This is a genomic window from Nonomuraea sp. NPDC048892, from assembly GCF_040649735.1.
Classification (GTDB): domain Bacteria; phylum Actinomycetota; class Actinomycetes; order Streptosporangiales; family Streptosporangiaceae; genus Nonomuraea; species Nonomuraea maheshkhaliensis.
Window position 1 is genome coordinate 17,328 of record NZ_JBEZFZ010000003.1, and the last position, 15,193, is coordinate 32,520.

Genomic DNA, 15,193 nt, shown 5'->3' on the forward strand with positions numbered 1-15,193 from the left:
CTCGCGTCCTCGGAGTCAGTCATGGCTCTACGGTTCATCGGTATCGACGACACCAGCGGTGGCAACAACTGCCCGATGGTCTGGAAGGACGAAACCGACGGCTCCATCGTGCTGCAAGGCTGGGGAAGTCACCGATCCCTTGGAGACCGGGGACACCTGCACCCCCGACGATCCCTGTTACGTCGAGTGGCAGCAGACCGGGATCATCGATGTGGATACCCACTGGCACGAGTGGCGAGACGAGGTGGCCAGAACGGTGGCCCGCGGTGTGGTCATGCGCCGAGCAAGGATCGTTTCCGAGCCGGTCACCGCGTTCATCCGGTACGAGTACGAACTGACATCGCCGCTCAATATCGCGGCCGGAGAAGAGGTCCGGTGGCTCCCAAGGAGCCGAGCATCGGATCTCATGTTGCCGGGCAACGACTTTTGGGTGTTCGATGAACACCTTGTGCGCTTCACCCTCTTCGGCGGCGACGGACAGTACGTCGGCGAGGAGCTGACGAGCGACCCTGCCCAGATCAAGCTATGCCTGAGAGCATTCGAGGCCGTCTGGCAACGATCAACCGACCATTCCGAGTATCGGCCCGAATAAGCACAATAGGGACCATGCCCAGCTCGCCATACTCGTCCGCCCGACAGGTCCGCCTGGCCATCGCCGAACGCCTTCGCGAAATCATGCGAGACGCGGGCCGCACCGGGCGCTCGCTGGCCGACGCGGCGGGCTGGCATGAGTCGAAGTCATCTCGGTTGCTGCACGCCAAGACCCTGCCCTCCGATGAAGACCTCCGGAGGTGGTGTCAGGTTTGCGGCGCCACAGACCAGGTGGACGATCTGCTCTCATTGTCGAGAACGGCAGAGTCCATGTACGTGGAGTGGAAGCGACTTCATCGGACCGGGCTCAGGCAGCTCCAGGAGTCGAAGGTTCCCCTCTACGAGAGCACGCGTCTGCACCGGGTGTACTGTTCGCAGCTCATACCTGGGTTCTTGCAGACGCCCGAATACGCGTGGGTGTTGTTGAAGATGTTCGGCAACTTCCATAACGCTCCCGATGATCTGGAAGCGGCAGTGGCCGCACGAATGGCGCGCAACGACCTCCTTCGCCGAGCCGGATACCGCTTCAAGTTCCTGCTCGAAGAGCAAGTACTGAGGCATCAGATCGGTGACCCATCGGTGATGCGTGCTCAGCTTGAGCATCTCCTGGCTGTGGCCAAGCTGCCGTCGACCTCCGTAGGAATCATCCCCGTGACCGCACCACGCCGGCTCTGGACGCTGGAGGCGTTCAACGTCTTCGACGACAACCTCGTTCAGGTCGAGTTGCTGACTGCCACGGTGAACGTGACTCAGCCGAGTGAGGTCGGCTTGTACATCAAAGGCTTCACTGACCTGGCCGCCATGTCCGTTGTAGGTGCGCCGGCGAAGCGCCTTGTCCAAGCCGCCCAACAGAATTTCATGTAGGCCTGCAAGCTCGTGCAAGGTTGTTGAGAGCCTCGGTTCTGGGCTCCTACCGTCGAGGCATGGCGGGACACACATCGCACGAACTCCTCTGCACGCCGATTTCGGAGGCGGAGGCGGCGGTCCAGAACACCGCCCTCGACCGGGTTCTTGAGCATCTGATGCCGGCCGGTGTCAACGCCCAACTGATCAAGCGGCGTGCCGACGCCTGCAAGATCGCCCTTTACGAGAGCGACGAGACGCTTCAGCATCCGCCGAAACCGATCATCCACGCGAACGCCGGATGGGAGATCGCCACCGCGAGCATCGGCCGTCTCTCCGGCAGCTACGTGGTTGTTCTGGCGAACGTCGGCGACGAGACCGAGCCGTTGACCGACAGGATGGAAATGGTTCCGGAGAGCGACCCCTCCCGGGTCGCCCAGCTCGTCAACCGGCGTGCCAACGCCGGAGCGTCCGCGTGAGCGCCGCCTTCAAACCCGCCGAGGCGTTCCGCTATCCGTACGTGATCGGGTGGCCAGGGGCGGACGTGTTCGTTCCCGGCTTGCCGCCACTGGTGCCGTTCGCACGCAACGCCGTCCTCAGATTCGACGAGGACGACATGCATCACGCCCTCGCCCGTGAGCTGCTGATACGGCTACATGACATACAGTCGACCGCCTGCCTCCTTGCCGATTCCAGCCAGGGTTCAGCTCGGGGTGGTGACGACGACCGTTCTGACGCCTTTCGCGGTGAACGGTTTGAGCGACTCCTCCGTGGCCGACGCGTCCGTGACCAGAGTCCAGGCGTCCGGCATGCGGGCCCATGCGTGGAACGGGCGGCGGCCGAGTTTGGCGGCGTGGACGAGCAGGTAGATGTGGCGTGAGCGCTCCATCATCAGCTCCTTGAAGCGCGTCTGCTGCAGGCTCGCCTCGCAGATCCCCTCCTCCGCCGTGACCCCGTCGGCGCCCAGGAAGACGCGGTCGAACGTCATCCGGCTCAGCGCCGCCTCTGCCAGCGGGCCCACGAAGCCCTGGCTCACGTGGCGGAGCGTGCCGCCGAGGCATTCGACGTGTACGCCCGTCGCCCCGGCCAGCTCTTGGAGGGCGTTCAGGCCGGTGGTGGCCACCGTCAGGTCCACCGCGTGGCGCAGCTCGTGCGCCAGGGCGCCCGTGGTCGAGCCGGAGTCGAGCAGGACGGTCTCGCCGGGACGGATCTGGGCGGCGGCCCAGGCGGCGATGGCGCGCTTGGCCTCGAACGCCTCCCCGATGCGCTGCCGCAGCGACGCCTCTGGATGGGTGACCACCGCCATCGCCCCGCCGTACGTGCGGGCCAGCAGGCCCGCCGCCTTCAGATGGGCCAGGTCACGGCGGATGGTCGAGGCCGTCACACCCAGCTGGGCCGACAGCTCCTCGACGCTGGCCAGCCCGGTGGTGGTGGCCAGGTGGACGATCTCGTCGCGTCTGGCCTGTGCCGCACGGCCCATCGGCCTCACCACCCTTGCGCGGACGACAGCTCGGCGGCCTGCCGGAGGGCCTCGATCATGCTACCGGCGTCCGCGACGCCCTTGCCGGCGATGTCGAACGCGGTTCCGTGGTCGACCGAGGTCCTGATCACGGGCAGGCCGACGGTGATGTTGACGCCCGCCTCCAGGCCGAGGATCTTGACGGGGCCGTGGCCCTGGTCGTGGTACATGGCCACGATGAGGTCGTAGTCGCCCCGGCCGGCCAGGAAGAACGCGGTGTCGGCGGGCAGCGGACCGTGCACGTCCATGCCCTCGGCGCGCAGGCGTTCGACGGCGGGGACGATCTTCTCCTCCTCCTCGCCGTACCCGAACAGGCCGTTCTCCCCCGCATGGGGATTGATGCCGCAGACGCCGATCTTGGGACGTACGAGGCCGGAACCGCGCATGGCGGCCTCGCCGCGCCGGATCGTCCGCTCGACCAGGCCCGGCTCGATGCGGGCGACGGCGTCGATCAGGCCGATGTGGGTGGTGACGTGGATGACCTTGACCTTGGCGGTCGAGAGCATCATCGACACCTCCTCGGTGCCGGTGAGGTGGGCGAGCAGCTCGGTGTGGCCCGGGTAGAGGTGGCCGGCGGCGTGCAGGGCCTCCTTGTTGAGCGGGGCCGTGCAGATCGCCTGTACCTGGCCGGACATCGCCAGCTCGCTGGCCAGCCGTACGTACTCGTACGCCGCGCCGCCCGCGACCGCCGACACCTGCCCCCATGGCAGGTCGTCGGGGAGCAGGCCCGGGTCGATGACGTTGACGCGGCCCGGCTCGAACACCGCGTCGGCGACGCCGTCCACGGCGACCACCTCGGGGCTCGCGCCGACGAACCCGGCGGCCCTGCGCAGGCGGCGGGCGTCGCCGATGACGACCGGACGGCAGAACGCGGACGTCTCTGGGGCGAGCAGCGCGCCGATGATGACCTCGGGGCCGACGCCGGCGCCGTCCCCCATGGTGAGAGCGATCAGAGGTGTGCTCATGTCAGCCTTTCTGCGGAGGTGAAGTGGTGGGGGGCGAGATGGGCGGCTATGCGGAGGAGGCTGTCACGCTCGCCGAAGCTGCCCGGTCTGGTGACCACGTGGTGGCCTTGGGGGGTTTGGCTGAGCACCGCGCCGTGGTGGATCTGGCCCAGCGGGGTCAGCTCAGTGACGCCGAGCGCGTCGAGGACGCGTCTCGCGGTCTCACCGCCGGTGAGGACGAGGCCGGCGGGCTGGTCGCCGATGGCTCGGGCGACGACTCCGCCCAGGGTGGCGGTCAAGGCCGGCGGGGCGGGGCCCACCATGGTCAGCACGGCTGGGACGTGTCGCGCCAGCACGTCCCGCACCCGGCGGGCGGCGGCTTCGGGCTCGTTCAGGTCGGCCGCGGTGAGGGGGATGGGGGTTACGCCGTGTCTGACGAGCAACGCGGCCTGCTCGGCCGCCCCGGGCTCCGCGGTGCCGACGACTACCAGCAGAGGTGAGGCGCTGGGACGCGAAGCGGGCGCGTCGGGTGGTGGGTCAGGTGGTGGGTTCGAGGGCGGGCCAGGGAACTGGTCAGGTGGTGGGTCGTCATGTGGGCTGGGCGGCGGGTCGAGGGAGAGGGTGCGGCCGACGGCTGCGGCCAGGCCGCCGGCGCCGATCAGGTGGGTGGACGGGTCGGCGTCGAGTGCGGCCGCCACGATCGCGTCGAGGTCGCCGTCCGTCTCCGCGTCGCACACCGCCACCCGGCCGCGTGCCTCCGTGATCGCGGTCGTCAGAATCCGGTGCCCGGCCCGGACGATGCTCAACGGCACGAGAACGGACGGCATCGCGCCGAGCGCGTCCGCCACGGTGGCAGGTCCGGTGAGGTCGGCCGCAGATGTACCCGCAGCCGTGGCAGAGGGTGGTTCTGTGACCGGGCAATCGGCCGTGCTGGGGGCGGGTTCCGGGACTGCGCCCTCGACAGTGGCGGGCGCAGACTGCGCGATTGCTCCCGTGGGCGTGATGGGGGCTGGCTGTGCGAATGTGCCCGTGGCGAGCGTAGGGGTTACGCGCCAGGTGCGTGTTTCGCGCAGCAGGACTCCCCGTACGTACGGGACCCCGCCCGTCACCGTGCGCCCGGCGGACGGGAGAGAGGGGGCGAGCACCACCGGGGCGGTGTCGAGGCAGGCCGCGACCGTGGCGGCGATGTTCCCGCGCAGCAGGGAGTCGATCTTGACGAAGACGCGGCGGCGCCCGGCGTGCCTGAGCGCCTCCCGTACCAGGTCAAAGGTCTGGGGGTGGTGCCGGCTGTCGAGGTCGGCCACCAGCACGGGTGCCTGTGCCGGATACGGCGGGCCGGACAGGGCGATGAGCGCGGAGCCGGCGTGGGACATGAGCACGGCCGCCGTCTCGGCCGCCCCCGACAGATCGTCGGCCAGGGCGAGCACGGACGCCGAGCCCACGCTCATGTCTCCCCCGGCCACCGAATTGCGCGAATCACGCGTTGAGCATTGCACAGAGTACGCAGCTATGCCAGAGTTGCCGGCAAGCGGTGCCCGTTCTCGCGTGGCGTGTCCCCGGTGCGAGGTTTAGGTAGGTGGGGCTCGATAGCATGCGGGGATACAAGTCAGGCGACGTCCATCCGGCGGCGAAAGGACACGCTCGATGAATCCCGAGCCCGTGCTCGGAACCATGACCTTCGGCGACACCGTGGACGCGGACGCGGCCGGGAAGATGCTCGACCTGGCCCTCGACGCCGGGGTCACCGGGGTCGACACGGCCAACGGCTATGCGGGCGGCGCCGCCGAGGAGATCCTCGGCAAGCTGCTGCGCGGCCGTCGCGACCAGGTCGTGCTGGCGACCAAGGCGGGCATGCCCCATCCGGACGCCGGCGGATACACGCCGCTGTCGCCACGCGGGCTGCGGAACGCGCTGACGGCCAGCCTGCGGCGGCTCCGCGTGGATCACGTCGACCTGTTCTACCTGCACCAGCCCGACCGGGCCACGCCGCTGGAGGAGACCCTGGCCACGGTCGCCGACCTGAAGCGGGAAGGCAAGATCGGCGAGCTGGGCGTGTCCAACTACGCCGCCTGGCAGATCGCCGGGATCGATCCCCCGCCCGTGGTGGCCCAGCAGCTCTACAACCTGGTGGCCAGGCGGATCGAGGACGAGTACGCCGAGTTCGCCATGACCAGCGGGCTGCGCACCATGGTCTACAACCCGCTGGGTGGCGGCCTGCTGACCGGCCGGCACCGCTTCGACCGCATGCCGGAGAGCGGCCGGTTCGGCGACTCCCGGCTGGCCGGGATGTACCGGGAGCGCTACTGGGACGCGCGGCTCTTCGAGGCGGTCGAAACGCTCGACGACATCGCCAGGCGGGCCGGGATGCCGCTCGCCGAGCTGTCCCTGCGCTGGCTGGCGGGCCGGCCCGTGGTGAACGCGGTCCTGCTCGGCGCCTCCGGCCCCGACCAGTTGCGGGCCAACCTGGAGGCGCTGGCGGCCGGGCCGCTGCCGTCCGACGTGGCCGCCGCCTGTGACGTGGTGGGCGCGTCGCTCCACGGCCCGATGCCCGCCTACAACCGTTGAGCTGTACGCACGAGGCCCGCCTGCAACCGTTCACCGGTACGCCCGGCGCGAGCGGGCAGCCGTTGAGCCGTACTCACCTCGTTCCCGTACTCGCCGTAGAGGAGATCGATTTCGTATGAGCGCAGCCGAGTTCGCCAGGAAGATCCGTAATCGGGAACAGTGCGTCGGCTACTGGGTGGTTCTCGACGCGCCCGTCGCCACCGAGCGCCTGGCCCGGCTGGGGTACGACTACGTGACGCTGGACGGCCAGCACGGGCTCATCGGCCACGCGGGGCTGCTGAGCAACCTCATGGCCATCGACGCGGGCGGGCGTTCTGTCGGCATTGTCCGGGTGGAGTCCGGAGATCCCGCCGTGATCGGCCGGGCACTCGACTACGGGGCGGGCGGCGTGATCGTGCCGCTGGTCGACACGGCCGAGGACGCCGCCGGTGCCGTCTCCGCGGCCCGCTACCCCGCCGGCGGTCGTCGCTCGTACGGGCCCATGCGCTCCTCGTTGCGCATCGGGCCCACGCCGGCGGAGGCGGATGAGACCGTGGTGGTATTGGCGATGATCGAGACGGCCGGCGGGCTGGAGAACATCGACGAGATCTGCGCCACGCCGGGCCTCGACGGCGTGTACGTCGGCCCTTCCGACCTGTGCCTCGCCGTGGGCGGGCGCTTCCCCAACGACCCGGCGGTGGCCGACGCCTTCGAGGCGGCGCTGGAGCGAATCCGTACGGCCGCCGCGGCGGCGGGCATCGCGGCCGGCATCCACAACCCAGGCGGGGAGCAGGCCGCCCGGCGGCTGGCGGAGGGCTTCACATTCGCGACTGTGGCCTCCGACCTCGTTCATATGGAGCAGGCCGCGGCGGCACATCTGAAGGCCGCGAAGGGCGGCTGATCCTCCGGGGTTGCCAGGCCCGGCGCCCCCACCTCGCCGCCACGCTCGCAGGCCGGCATTGCGCCGGGATTGCGACTGCATGCCCCTGCCTGGGGAGGTATATCGCCTTGTGCGAACTTTGGTAGCTCTGCGTGTATATACCGTTTCAGCCCGGGTAGCGCCGATGCATTGGCTCCTCAGAGGAGGAAACTATGGACATCGACATAGGCCAAGGCATATCGGATGCCTGGCGGCAGATAGCCACGTTCGTTCCGCGGCTGATCGCGTTCCTGGTGATTCTCATCATCGGGTGGATCGTGGCCAAAGCCCTGGAGAAGCTCGTCGACAAGGTACTTGAGCGAGTCGGCTTCGACCGGGCGGTGGAGCGCAGCGGCGTGCGGCGGTGGCTGGAACGCAGCAAGTACGACGCCAGCAGCCTGCTCGCCAAGATCGTCTTCTACGCGATCCTGCTGATCACGCTGCAGATAGCCTTCAACGTGTTCGGCCCCAACCCGGTCTCGACGCTGCTGGCCGGTGTGGTGGCCTGGCTGCCGCAGGCGATCGTGGCCATCGTGATCATCGTGGTGGCCGGTGCGGTGGCCAAGGCCGTCAGGGACATCCTGTCCGGCGCGCTCGGCGGCCTGTCCTACGGCCGTTTCCTGGCGACCGTGGCCGCGGTGTTCATCTGGGCGCTCGGCATCATCGCGGCGCTCAACCAGATCGGCGTTGCCACGGCGGTCACGACCCCGGTCCTGATCACGGTGCTCGCCACCATCGGGGCGATCGCGGCGATCGGCGTCGGGGGCGGGCTCGTCCGGCCCATGCAGCAGCGCTGGGAGCGCTGGCTGAGCCGCATCGAGCAGGAGGCCCCGCAGGCCAGGGCGCACGCGGAGGCGTACCAGCGAGGGCGTGAGGACGCCCGGTCGATGACGGAGGAGACGGCGCCGATCAGGTCGGCGCAGGGCGGCGGAGCCCACCGCTCCGACATGCCTCCCGGCTGACCGCCGGCTCGAAACGGCGGCGCCGCACCGTGTCAGGCCGGGGCGGCGCCGTCCAGGAGGTCCAGTTCGCGGGTGAGCCAGCACACCGCCGTCAGCCGCAGCGACGGCGCGTCCGGCTCGCCGGTGAAGGCCCAGCCCCGGTGCCGCAGCTCGTCGAGGAAGCCGAGCAGATAGTCGCCCAGCGTCTCGCGATCGAGCGGGATCGCGTCGCGCAGCACCGCCGCGTGCTGGTCGACCGCCGCGACCATGCCGGGGTGCTCGACCATCATGGCGAGCTGCGCGTCGCCCAGGGTGTTCATGAGCCAGCGCAGGGGCGAAGCCGCCCATCCGTCCTCAAAGACCACCCCAACACTGTAAAGCATTTCCCAAGGTCAGAGGCCATCACGGCAGCCCGACGTAGTTCTCCGCCAGCGTCGTGGCCGCCGCCTCCGAGGAGGTCACGTAGTCCAGGTACGACAGCTGCAGCCGCCGCGCGTACGGGTCGTCCTCCTCGAACGTGTGCAGCAGCGTCGTCATCCACCACGAGAAGTGCTGGGCCCGCCACACCCTCTTCAGGCACGCCTGCGAGTAGCCCTGGAGCAGCTCGTCGGAGCCGCCGGAGAAGTACGCGTCCAGCGCCTCGGTGAGCACCCTGACGTCGGCCACGGCCAGGTTGAGCCCCTTCGCGCCGGTCGGCGGCACGATGTGAGCGGCGTCCCCGGCCAGGTAGAGCCGCCCGTACTGCATCGGCTCGGCCACGAACGCCCGCATCGGCGTGATGCCCCGCTCCATGATCTCGCCGGTGGTCAGCTCGAAGCCGGGCACGGTCTCCAGCCGGGCCTTGAGCTCGGCCCAGATGCGCTCGTCCGGCCACTCCCCCAGCTCGGCATCGGCGGGAACTTGCAGGTAGAAGCGGCTGACCGAGGGCGAGCGCATGCTGTGCAGGGCGAAGCCGCGCTCGTTCCTGGCGTAGATGAGCTCGTCCGACGAGGGCGCGACGCGGGCCAGGATGCCGAGCCAGGCGAACGGATATTCCCGCTCGAAGACGCTCAGAACGCCCTCGGGGATGGACGGCCTGGACACCCCGTGGAAGCCGTCGCAGCCGGCGATCACGTCACAGTCGAGCCGCTCGCCGCCGAAGGTCAGGTACGGCTCCGACTCCAGCGCGTGCACGGCCACGTCCTCGACCTCGAACCGCACGTCGCCGCCCGCCGCGAGCCTGGCCGCGATGAGGTCCTTGACCACCTCCTGCTGCCCGTACACGGTGATGGCCCGGCCCGGCACGAGCTTGTCGAACGCGATGCGGTGGCCCTGGCCCCCGTACCTGAGCTCGATGCCGTGGTGCGGCAGCCCCTCGCGCAGCATACGCTCGCCGACGCCCGCCTCCACCAGTGTGTCGACCGTGCCCTGCTCCAGCACGCCGGCGCGGACGCGGCGCTCGACGTAGTCCCGGCTGCGCTTCTCCAGCACCACGGAGGAGATGCCGCGCAGGTGGAGCAAGTGGGACAGAAGCAGACCAGCGGGGCCAGCCCCGATAATCCCAACCTGAGTTCGCATGAGGGAAGCATCTGCCTAAGGCGGCGTATCGCCGAGAGGCTGCTTCCATTGAGTGGAAGAATAGCGCTCATGTCAGGCGGATCCCGCGAACCGGGACGGACAGTGACGTCCAAGGTGCTGGCCATTCTGGGCGCGTTCGACGCCGCGCATCCGCAGCTCACGCTCACCGAGCTGGCCGCGCGCAGCGGACTGCCGCTGAGCACGGCGCACCGGCTGGTGGGCGAGCTGGAGGAGTGGCAGGCGCTCGGCCGCACCCCCGACGGGCGGCTGCGGGTGGGGCAGCGGCTGTGGGAGCTGGGCCGGCTCGCGCCCAACCGGCTGCAGGAGCTGGCGCATCCGTGGCTGCAGGAGCTGTTCGGCTCGACGGGTGAGAACGTGCACCTCGCGGTCAGGGACGGCGTCGAGGTGCTGTTCGTGGACAAGGTGTACGGCAGGCGGGCGGTGCCGATCGTGTCGCGGATCGGGGGCCGGCTGCCGATGCATCCGACCGGGGTGGGCAAGGCGCTGCTGGCGTACGAGCCGGACTGGTTCGTCACGTCCTACCTGGCCCGCGCGCTCGAACGCCCGACACCCCGCACGATCACCGAGCCGGGTCGGCTGGCCAGGGAGCTGGCGGCGGTGCGGGCGCAGGGGTACGCGCTGACGCACGAGGAGATGACGCTGGGCTCGTGCTCGGCGGCGGCGCCGGTCCTGGTGGACGGGCGGCCGGTGGCGGCGCTGGGCATCGTGCTCTCCTCGCGGCGGGCCCGCGAGCTGCCCCGGCTGGTCGAGCCGCTGCGCGCCGCCGCCACCGGGATCGCCCGCGCCTACGGGTGATCGCGCAGGACCAGAGGCCGGGATGCGCTTCGCTGACATTTCTGGATTGTGGCGGGTAGGGGTCCCGACATGCGGATTCTGGTCACGGGAGCCACCGGCACGCTGGGCGGCGCACTGGTGCCCGCCCTGCTCAAGGCGGGTCACGAGGTGCGGGCGCTGAGCCGGGCCAAGCGGGAGGACCGCGGGAACGTCGAGTGGATGTGGGGCGACCTCATCTCCGGCAAGGGCGTCGAGGAGGCCGTACGGGACGTGGACGCGATCGCGCACCTGGCCACCAGCGGCCGCAAGGGGCGCGGCGCGGTGGACGTGCCGGGCACCAGGACCCTGCTCCTGCTGGCCAGGGAGGCCGGGCGGCCGCACGTGCTGTTGACCTCCATGGTCGGGGTCGACCGGGCCGCCCACGGCCACCTGCGTCACAAGCTGGAGGCCGAGCGCCTGGTCACGGAGTGCGGCCTGGACTGGACGATCCTCCGCCTCACCCCGTTCCACCAGTGGCTGCACCAACGGCTGCGCGGCTTCGCGTCGCTGCCCGCGCTGCCCGTGGACCGCTCGCTGCCCTGGCAGCCGGTGCACACGGGCGAGGTCGCCGCGCGCGCCGCCGCGCTGCTCAGCGCCGGGCCCGAGGGCAGGGAGATCGAGTTCGGCGGCCCCGAGGTGATCGACACCGAGACGCTGGTCAAGACCTGGCTGCGGGCGCAGGGCCTGCGCCGGCCGTGCGTGCCCGTCCGCTATCCGGGCCGCCTGTACGCGGCCCAGCGCGCGGGCCTGCTGCTCACCGACGCCCTGCCCCAAGGTGTGATCACCTGGCACGACTACCTGCTGCCGCCCGAGCCGATCCTCTCGGACGACTTCGCCTCCGAGCACACCGCCTCGCCCACCAGCCCGGCCACGCAGCCGGAGCAGGATCCTGACCTGCGCGTATACGGAGGCGACGAGGGGTATGAACGCCCGACACGAAGCTAGCCAGGCACCCGGTTTCATTACACTTCGCCGACTTGTAGGCCCCTGAGCTGTTACTAGACAATGTGTTCGGTGATGAAAGGCATCCCGCTGACCAAGGACTTCGCCAACGGCGGCGTCTCCTTCTGGTATCGGCAGATCGGCCTGCCCACGCGGCGGCCGGCGCTGCCGGGGCCGCGTGACTACGACGTCGCCATCGTGGGCGGCGGCTACACCGGCCTGTGGACCGCGTACTACCTGAAGCGGGCCGAGCCCGGCCTGCGGATCGCGATCCTGGAGAAGGAGTTCGCCGGGTTCGGGGCGTCGGGCCGCAACGGCGGGTGGCTGTCGGCCGAGTTCGCCGGGTCACGCAAGCGGCATGCCAGGGCGCGCGGGCGGCAGGCCATGATCGACCTGCAGCACGCCATGTTCCGGTCTGTCGACGAGGTCATCGAGGTGGCCCGCGCGGAGGGCATCGACGCCGACGTGCACAAGGGCGGGCTGATCCACGTCGCGACCAACCCGGCCCAGCGGCGGCGGCTGCGGGCCGGCGTCGCCGACCTGCGCGCGTGGGGATACGGCGCGGACGACGTGCGGCTGATGGAACGTGACGAGCAGCGCGAACGGCTGCAGGTGGCGGGGGCGCTGGAGGCGTCGTACTCGCCGCACTGCGCCCGCATCCAGCCGGCCAAGCTCGCCGTCGGGCTGGCCGGCGTGGTGGAGGGGCTGGGGGTGGACATCCTCGAGGACACCACGGTCACCGAGATCCTGCCCAGGGACGCCGCTCGCGGCGGGAAGGCCGCCGCGGTCACCACGCGCGGCGTCGTCACGGCCGGCTACGTCATCCGCGCGACCGAGGGCTTCACCGCGAGCCTGACCGGCCAGCACCGCCAGTGGCTGCCGATGAACAGCTCCATGATCGTCACCGAGCCGCTGCCGCCGGACGTCTGGAAGCACATCGGCTGGCACGGCAGCGAGCTGCTGGAGGACGAGGCGCACGCCTACGTCTACGCGCAGCGCACAGCCGACGACCGGATCGCGATCGGCGGGCGGGGAGTGCCGTACCGGTACGGCTCGCGTACCGACGACCGGGGGGCCACCCAGGCGCAGACGGTCGCGCTGCTCTGGCGGATGCTGGTCAAGCTCTTCCCCGCCGCCGCCGACGCGCGGATCGAGCACGCCTGGTGCGGCGTGCTCGGGGTGCCGCGCGACTGGTGCTCGACGGTGCACCTGGATCACGCGGCCGGCCTCGGCTGGGCGGGCGGGTACGTGGGCAGCGGCGTCACCACGGCGAACCTGGCCGGCCGCACGCTGCGCGACCTGGTGCTGCGCCGCGACACCGCGCTGACGGGCCTGCCCTGGGTGGGGCGTCAGGTGCGGCAGTGGGAGCCCGAGCCGCTGCGGTGGACCGGGGTGCAGCTCATCTACACCCTGTTCAGGGCCGCCGACCGGCACGAGAACGAACGCGGCACGACCACCTCCGCCTACGCCCACCTGGCCAACCTGATCTCCGGCCGCTGAACGCCCCGCTCACGCCCCGGACCGGCGTGCGTTCAGCTCGCCGGGCCGCCGCCGCCCTGCCACGGGTCGTAGTCGACCTCCAGCGCCTCCTGCTCAGGCCGCTCCTCCTCGGGCACGTGCTGGAGGTTGACCCGGATCCGGTACCACACGCTGCTGCGCCCGCGCATCCCGTCGACCAGCACGTCGGCGGGCTCCAGCCGGGCCGCGGCCTCGGGGTGGCGGGCCTTCCACCGCTCGAACCCGGCCATCGCCTCGTCCTTGTGCTCGGCCTTGGCGATCTCGATCACCGGCATCGTCTGCTGCCTGCGCCCGCTGCCCTTGGGCGGCTTGGGCGCAGGCCCGAGCTCCTCGGCCAGGGCGAGCAGCCCGTCGAGCGAGCCGGGATGCAGGTCGAGGTCCTCCCAGGGGTCGCCGAGCTCGGCCAGCCGCTCGGGCACGGTCTCGATGGTGAACGCGTCGGGCCGGCACCCCGGCACCTCGTCCCAGGTCAGCGGGGTGGACACGCGGGCGTCAGGCACCGCGCGCACCGAGTAGGCGGAGGCCACCGTGCGGTCGTAGGCGTTCTGGTTGAAGTCGACGAACACGCCGTGGCGCTCCTCCTTCCACCAGCGGCTGGTGGCCAGGCCGGGGGCGCGCCGCTCGACCTCGCGGGCCACCGTCTCGGCGGCCTTGCGCACCTTCGTGAACGGCCAGCGCCGCTCGATCCGGGCGTAGACGTGGAACCCGCGCGATCCGGACGTCTTGGGCCAGGCGACCAGCCCGTGATCGGTCAGCACCTCGCGCGCCACCTGCGCCGTGGCCAGCACGTCGGCCCACCCGACGCCGGGCACGGGATCGAGGTCGATGCGCAGCTCGTCGGGCCTGGACAGGTCGTCGGAGCGTACCGGATGGGGGTTGAGGTCGACGCAGCCCAGGTTGACCACCCACAGGAGCTGCGCCAGGTCGGTGCAGACGACCTCTTCCGCGCTGAGCCCCGACCGATATTTGAGCTCGGCCACCTCGATCCAGTCGGGCCGCTTGGCCGGCGCCCGCTTCTGGAAGAACGCCTCCTGCTCGATGCCGTGCACGAACCGCTTGAGCACCATGGGCCGGCCGTGGACGCCGCGCAACGCCGCCTCGCCCACGCTCCGGTAGAACCGGAGCAGGTCGAGCTTGGTGTGGCCGGTTTGCGGGAAGACCACCTTGCCGGGGCTGGTGATGGGGACCTCGCGCCCGGCGACCTCGATGATGTCAGGCATACGGTCACGATACGCGCGGCCACCGACAATCTTGGGAAGCCGTACGCCGAGGTCAGGGGTTCAGGAAGGAGCCGTGCCTGCCCGCGCCCGCCGCGAAGCGGGCGGCACCCTCGGAGGCGTCGGGCAGCGACACCAGCCCGTGCCGCAGCTCGTTCCGCATCGCCTCCGCCTCCGCCATCCCGTCCTGCTCCAGCGCCGACATGCGGTCGCCGCGCAGGCACGCCTGCGGGAACGCGGCGATCCGCGCGGCCAGCTCCTCGGCGTGGGCGCGGGCGGTGCCGGTAGGCACGAGCCGGTTGGCCAGCCCCCACGCGTAGGCTTCCGGCCCCTCGACGGGCCGTCCCGTGAGGATCATGTCCATGGCGCGGGAGGAGCCGATGAGCTGCGGCAGCCGTACGGTGCCGCCGTCGATCAGCGGCACTCCCCACCTGCGGCAGAACACCCCGAACACGGCATCTTCCTCGGCCACCCGCAGGTCGCACCACAGGGCCAGCTCCAGCCCGCCGGCCACGGCGTGCCCGGCGACGGCGGCGATGACCGGCTTGCTCAGCCGCATCCTGGTCGGGCCCATCGGCCCGTCGCCCTCCTCGCCGACGTGGTTGTCGAGCGCCTTGAGGTCGGCGCCGGCGCAGAACGTGCCGCCCTCGCCCCACAGCACCGCCACGTCGGCGTCGGAGTCCTCGAAGTCCCTGAACGCCCCGGTCAGGGCGTCGGCGGTCTTGCGATCGACGGCGTTGCGCGCCTCCGGCCTGCTGAGCACCACCGTGGTGACGGGGCCGCGGCGTTCCACGCGTACGGTCATGAGATCCTCCTCGGGGAAC

Annotated in this window: 16 protein-coding genes; 9 read left to right on the plus strand and 7 right to left on the minus strand. The window is 70.7% G+C overall.

Annotation, left to right across the window (positions count from 1 at the left end; translation table 11 throughout):
• The first annotated feature begins 139 nt into the window (after positions 1-139).
• The 3 genes from AB0C28_RS09835 to AB0C28_RS09845 are packed head-to-tail and all read left to right on the plus strand — an operon-like array spanning position 140 to position 1,913.
• On the plus strand, positions 140-592 hold the full coding sequence (locus AB0C28_RS09835) for a DUF6879 family protein (RefSeq protein ID WP_357845201.1): 453 nt from the start codon (positions 140-142) through the stop codon (positions 590-592).
• Between the two features lie 14 nt (positions 593-606).
• Positions 607-1,455 (plus strand): helix-turn-helix transcriptional regulator, encoded by an 849-nt coding sequence (locus AB0C28_RS09840; protein WP_358073603.1) that lies wholly within the window; start codon positions 607-609, stop codon positions 1,453-1,455.
• Between the two features lie 59 nt (positions 1,456-1,514).
• A complete protein-coding gene (locus AB0C28_RS09845) occupies positions 1,515-1,913 on the plus strand; it encodes a hypothetical protein (RefSeq protein WP_358073604.1) in 399 nt (132 codons plus the stop codon).
• Between the two features lie 224 nt (positions 1,914-2,137).
• Here AB0C28_RS09845 and AB0C28_RS09850 read toward each other — a convergent pair whose 3' ends face one another.
• Genes AB0C28_RS09850 through AB0C28_RS09860 form a run of 3 tightly spaced genes read right to left on the minus strand, consistent with a single transcriptional unit; the run spans position 2,138 to position 5,345 of the window.
• The gene (locus AB0C28_RS09850; RefSeq protein ID WP_358073605.1) at positions 2,138-2,914 is read right to left on the minus strand and encodes a DeoR/GlpR family DNA-binding transcription regulator; all 777 of its coding nucleotides are present in this window, start codon (positions 2,912-2,914) and stop codon (positions 2,138-2,140) included.
• A gap of 5 nt (positions 2,915-2,919) precedes the next feature.
• Complete coding sequence (pdxA, locus tag AB0C28_RS09855) at positions 2,920-3,918, minus strand: 4-hydroxythreonine-4-phosphate dehydrogenase PdxA (RefSeq protein WP_357845193.1); 999 nt, start codon at positions 3,916-3,918, stop codon at positions 2,920-2,922.
• On the minus strand, positions 3,915-5,345 hold the full coding sequence (locus tag AB0C28_RS09860; protein ID WP_358073606.1) for a four-carbon acid sugar kinase family protein: 1,431 nt from the start codon (positions 5,343-5,345) through the stop codon (positions 3,915-3,917). Before AB0C28_RS09860 ends, pdxA begins: the two co-directional genes overlap by 4 nt.
• A gap of 196 nt (positions 5,346-5,541) precedes the next feature.
• Here AB0C28_RS09860 and AB0C28_RS09865 point away from each other — a divergent pair, with 196 nt between their 5' ends.
• The 3 genes from AB0C28_RS09865 to AB0C28_RS09875 all read left to right on the plus strand — a co-directional run bounded on the left by AB0C28_RS09865 (position 5,542) and on the right by AB0C28_RS09875 (position 8,322).
• Positions 5,542-6,462 carry an aldo/keto reductase gene (locus AB0C28_RS09865; protein WP_358073607.1) on the plus strand — a complete coding sequence of 307 codons (921 nt, stop codon included), beginning with the start codon at positions 5,542-5,544 and terminating at the stop codon, positions 6,460-6,462.
• Between the two features lie 115 nt (positions 6,463-6,577).
• On the plus strand, positions 6,578-7,342 hold the full coding sequence (locus AB0C28_RS09870; RefSeq protein ID WP_358073608.1) for an aldolase/citrate lyase family protein: 765 nt from the start codon (positions 6,578-6,580) through the stop codon (positions 7,340-7,342).
• A gap of 197 nt (positions 7,343-7,539) precedes the next feature.
• Entirely contained in the window at positions 7,540-8,322 is a 783-nt protein-coding gene (locus tag AB0C28_RS09875) for a hypothetical protein (protein ID WP_357845310.1), read from the plus strand.
• Positions 8,323-8,354: 32 nt separating this feature from the next.
• Here the strand turns inward: AB0C28_RS09875 and AB0C28_RS09880 are convergent, their stop codons facing one another.
• Positions 8,355-8,666, minus strand: a complete 312-nt coding sequence (locus AB0C28_RS09880; protein ID WP_346108326.1) for a DUF6401 family natural product biosynthesis protein — start codon at positions 8,664-8,666, stop codon at positions 8,355-8,357.
• Positions 8,667-8,703: 37 nt separating this feature from the next.
• Positions 8,704-9,858: a 4-hydroxybenzoate 3-monooxygenase gene (locus AB0C28_RS09885; protein WP_357845178.1), complete on the minus strand. Its 1,155-nt coding sequence runs from the start codon at positions 9,856-9,858 to the stop codon at positions 8,704-8,706.
• A 69-nt stretch (positions 9,859-9,927) separates the two neighbouring features.
• On the opposite strand from AB0C28_RS09885, the gene AB0C28_RS09890 reads away from it, so the two are divergent.
• The 3 genes from AB0C28_RS09890 to AB0C28_RS09900 all read left to right on the plus strand — a co-directional run bounded on the left by AB0C28_RS09890 (position 9,928) and on the right by AB0C28_RS09900 (position 13,134).
• Entirely contained in the window at positions 9,928-10,674 is a 747-nt protein-coding gene (locus AB0C28_RS09890) for an IclR family transcriptional regulator (RefSeq protein ID WP_358073609.1), read from the plus strand.
• A 69-nt stretch (positions 10,675-10,743) separates the two neighbouring features.
• Complete coding sequence (locus AB0C28_RS09895) at positions 10,744-11,637, plus strand: NAD(P)H-binding protein (RefSeq protein ID WP_358073610.1); 894 nt, start codon at positions 10,744-10,746, stop codon at positions 11,635-11,637.
• A gap of 72 nt (positions 11,638-11,709) precedes the next feature.
• The gene (locus AB0C28_RS09900) at positions 11,710-13,134 is read left to right on the plus strand and encodes an FAD-binding oxidoreductase (RefSeq protein ID WP_357845307.1); all 1,425 of its coding nucleotides are present in this window, start codon (positions 11,710-11,712) and stop codon (positions 13,132-13,134) included.
• Positions 13,135-13,166: 32 nt separating this feature from the next.
• On the opposite strand, the gene ligD is transcribed toward AB0C28_RS09900, so the two are convergent.
• Both ligD and AB0C28_RS09910 read right to left on the minus strand, forming a co-directional pair.
• A complete protein-coding gene (gene ligD / locus AB0C28_RS09905; protein ID WP_358073611.1) occupies positions 13,167-14,372 on the minus strand; it encodes a non-homologous end-joining DNA ligase in 1,206 nt (401 codons plus the stop codon).
• 52 nt (positions 14,373-14,424) lie between these two features.
• Positions 14,425-15,174 carry a crotonase/enoyl-CoA hydratase family protein gene (locus AB0C28_RS09910; protein WP_357845166.1) on the minus strand — a complete coding sequence of 250 codons (750 nt, stop codon included), beginning with the start codon at positions 15,172-15,174 and terminating at the stop codon, positions 14,425-14,427.
• Positions 15,175-15,193 lie beyond the last annotated feature (19 nt).

Bases quoted from the DNA above. Each gene is read 5' to 3' on its own strand.
- AB0C28_RS09840 (WP_358073603.1), top strand. From the start codon at position 607: ATGCCCAGCTCGCCATACTCGTCCGCCCGACAGGTCCGCCTGGCCATC.
- AB0C28_RS09845 (WP_358073604.1), top strand. From the start codon at position 1,515: ATGGCGGGACACACATCGCACGAACTCCTCTGCACGCCGATTTCGGAG.
- AB0C28_RS09850 (WP_358073605.1), bottom strand. From the start codon at position 2,914: ATGGGCCGTGCGGCACAGGCCAGACGCGACGAGATCGTCCACCTGGCC.
- pdxA (WP_357845193.1), bottom strand. From the start codon at position 3,918: ATGAGCACACCTCTGATCGCTCTCACCATGGGGGACGGCGCCGGCGTC.
- AB0C28_RS09860 (WP_358073606.1), bottom strand. From the start codon at position 5,345: ATGAGCGTGGGCTCGGCGTCCGTGCTCGCCCTGGCCGACGATCTGTCG.
- AB0C28_RS09865 (WP_358073607.1), top strand. From the start codon at position 5,542: ATGAATCCCGAGCCCGTGCTCGGAACCATGACCTTCGGCGACACCGTG.
- AB0C28_RS09870 (WP_358073608.1), top strand. From the start codon at position 6,578: ATGAGCGCAGCCGAGTTCGCCAGGAAGATCCGTAATCGGGAACAGTGC.
- AB0C28_RS09885 (WP_357845178.1), bottom strand. From the start codon at position 9,858: ATGCGAACTCAGGTTGGGATTATCGGGGCTGGCCCCGCTGGTCTGCTT.
- AB0C28_RS09890 (WP_358073609.1), top strand. From the start codon at position 9,928: ATGTCAGGCGGATCCCGCGAACCGGGACGGACAGTGACGTCCAAGGTG.
- AB0C28_RS09895 (WP_358073610.1), top strand. From the start codon at position 10,744: ATGCGGATTCTGGTCACGGGAGCCACCGGCACGCTGGGCGGCGCACTG.
- AB0C28_RS09900 (WP_357845307.1), top strand. From the start codon at position 11,710: ATGAAAGGCATCCCGCTGACCAAGGACTTCGCCAACGGCGGCGTCTCC.
- ligD (WP_358073611.1), bottom strand. From the start codon at position 14,372: ATGCCTGACATCATCGAGGTCGCCGGGCGCGAGGTCCCCATCACCAGC.
- AB0C28_RS09910 (WP_357845166.1), bottom strand. From the start codon at position 15,174: ATGACCGTACGCGTGGAACGCCGCGGCCCCGTCACCACGGTGGTGCTC.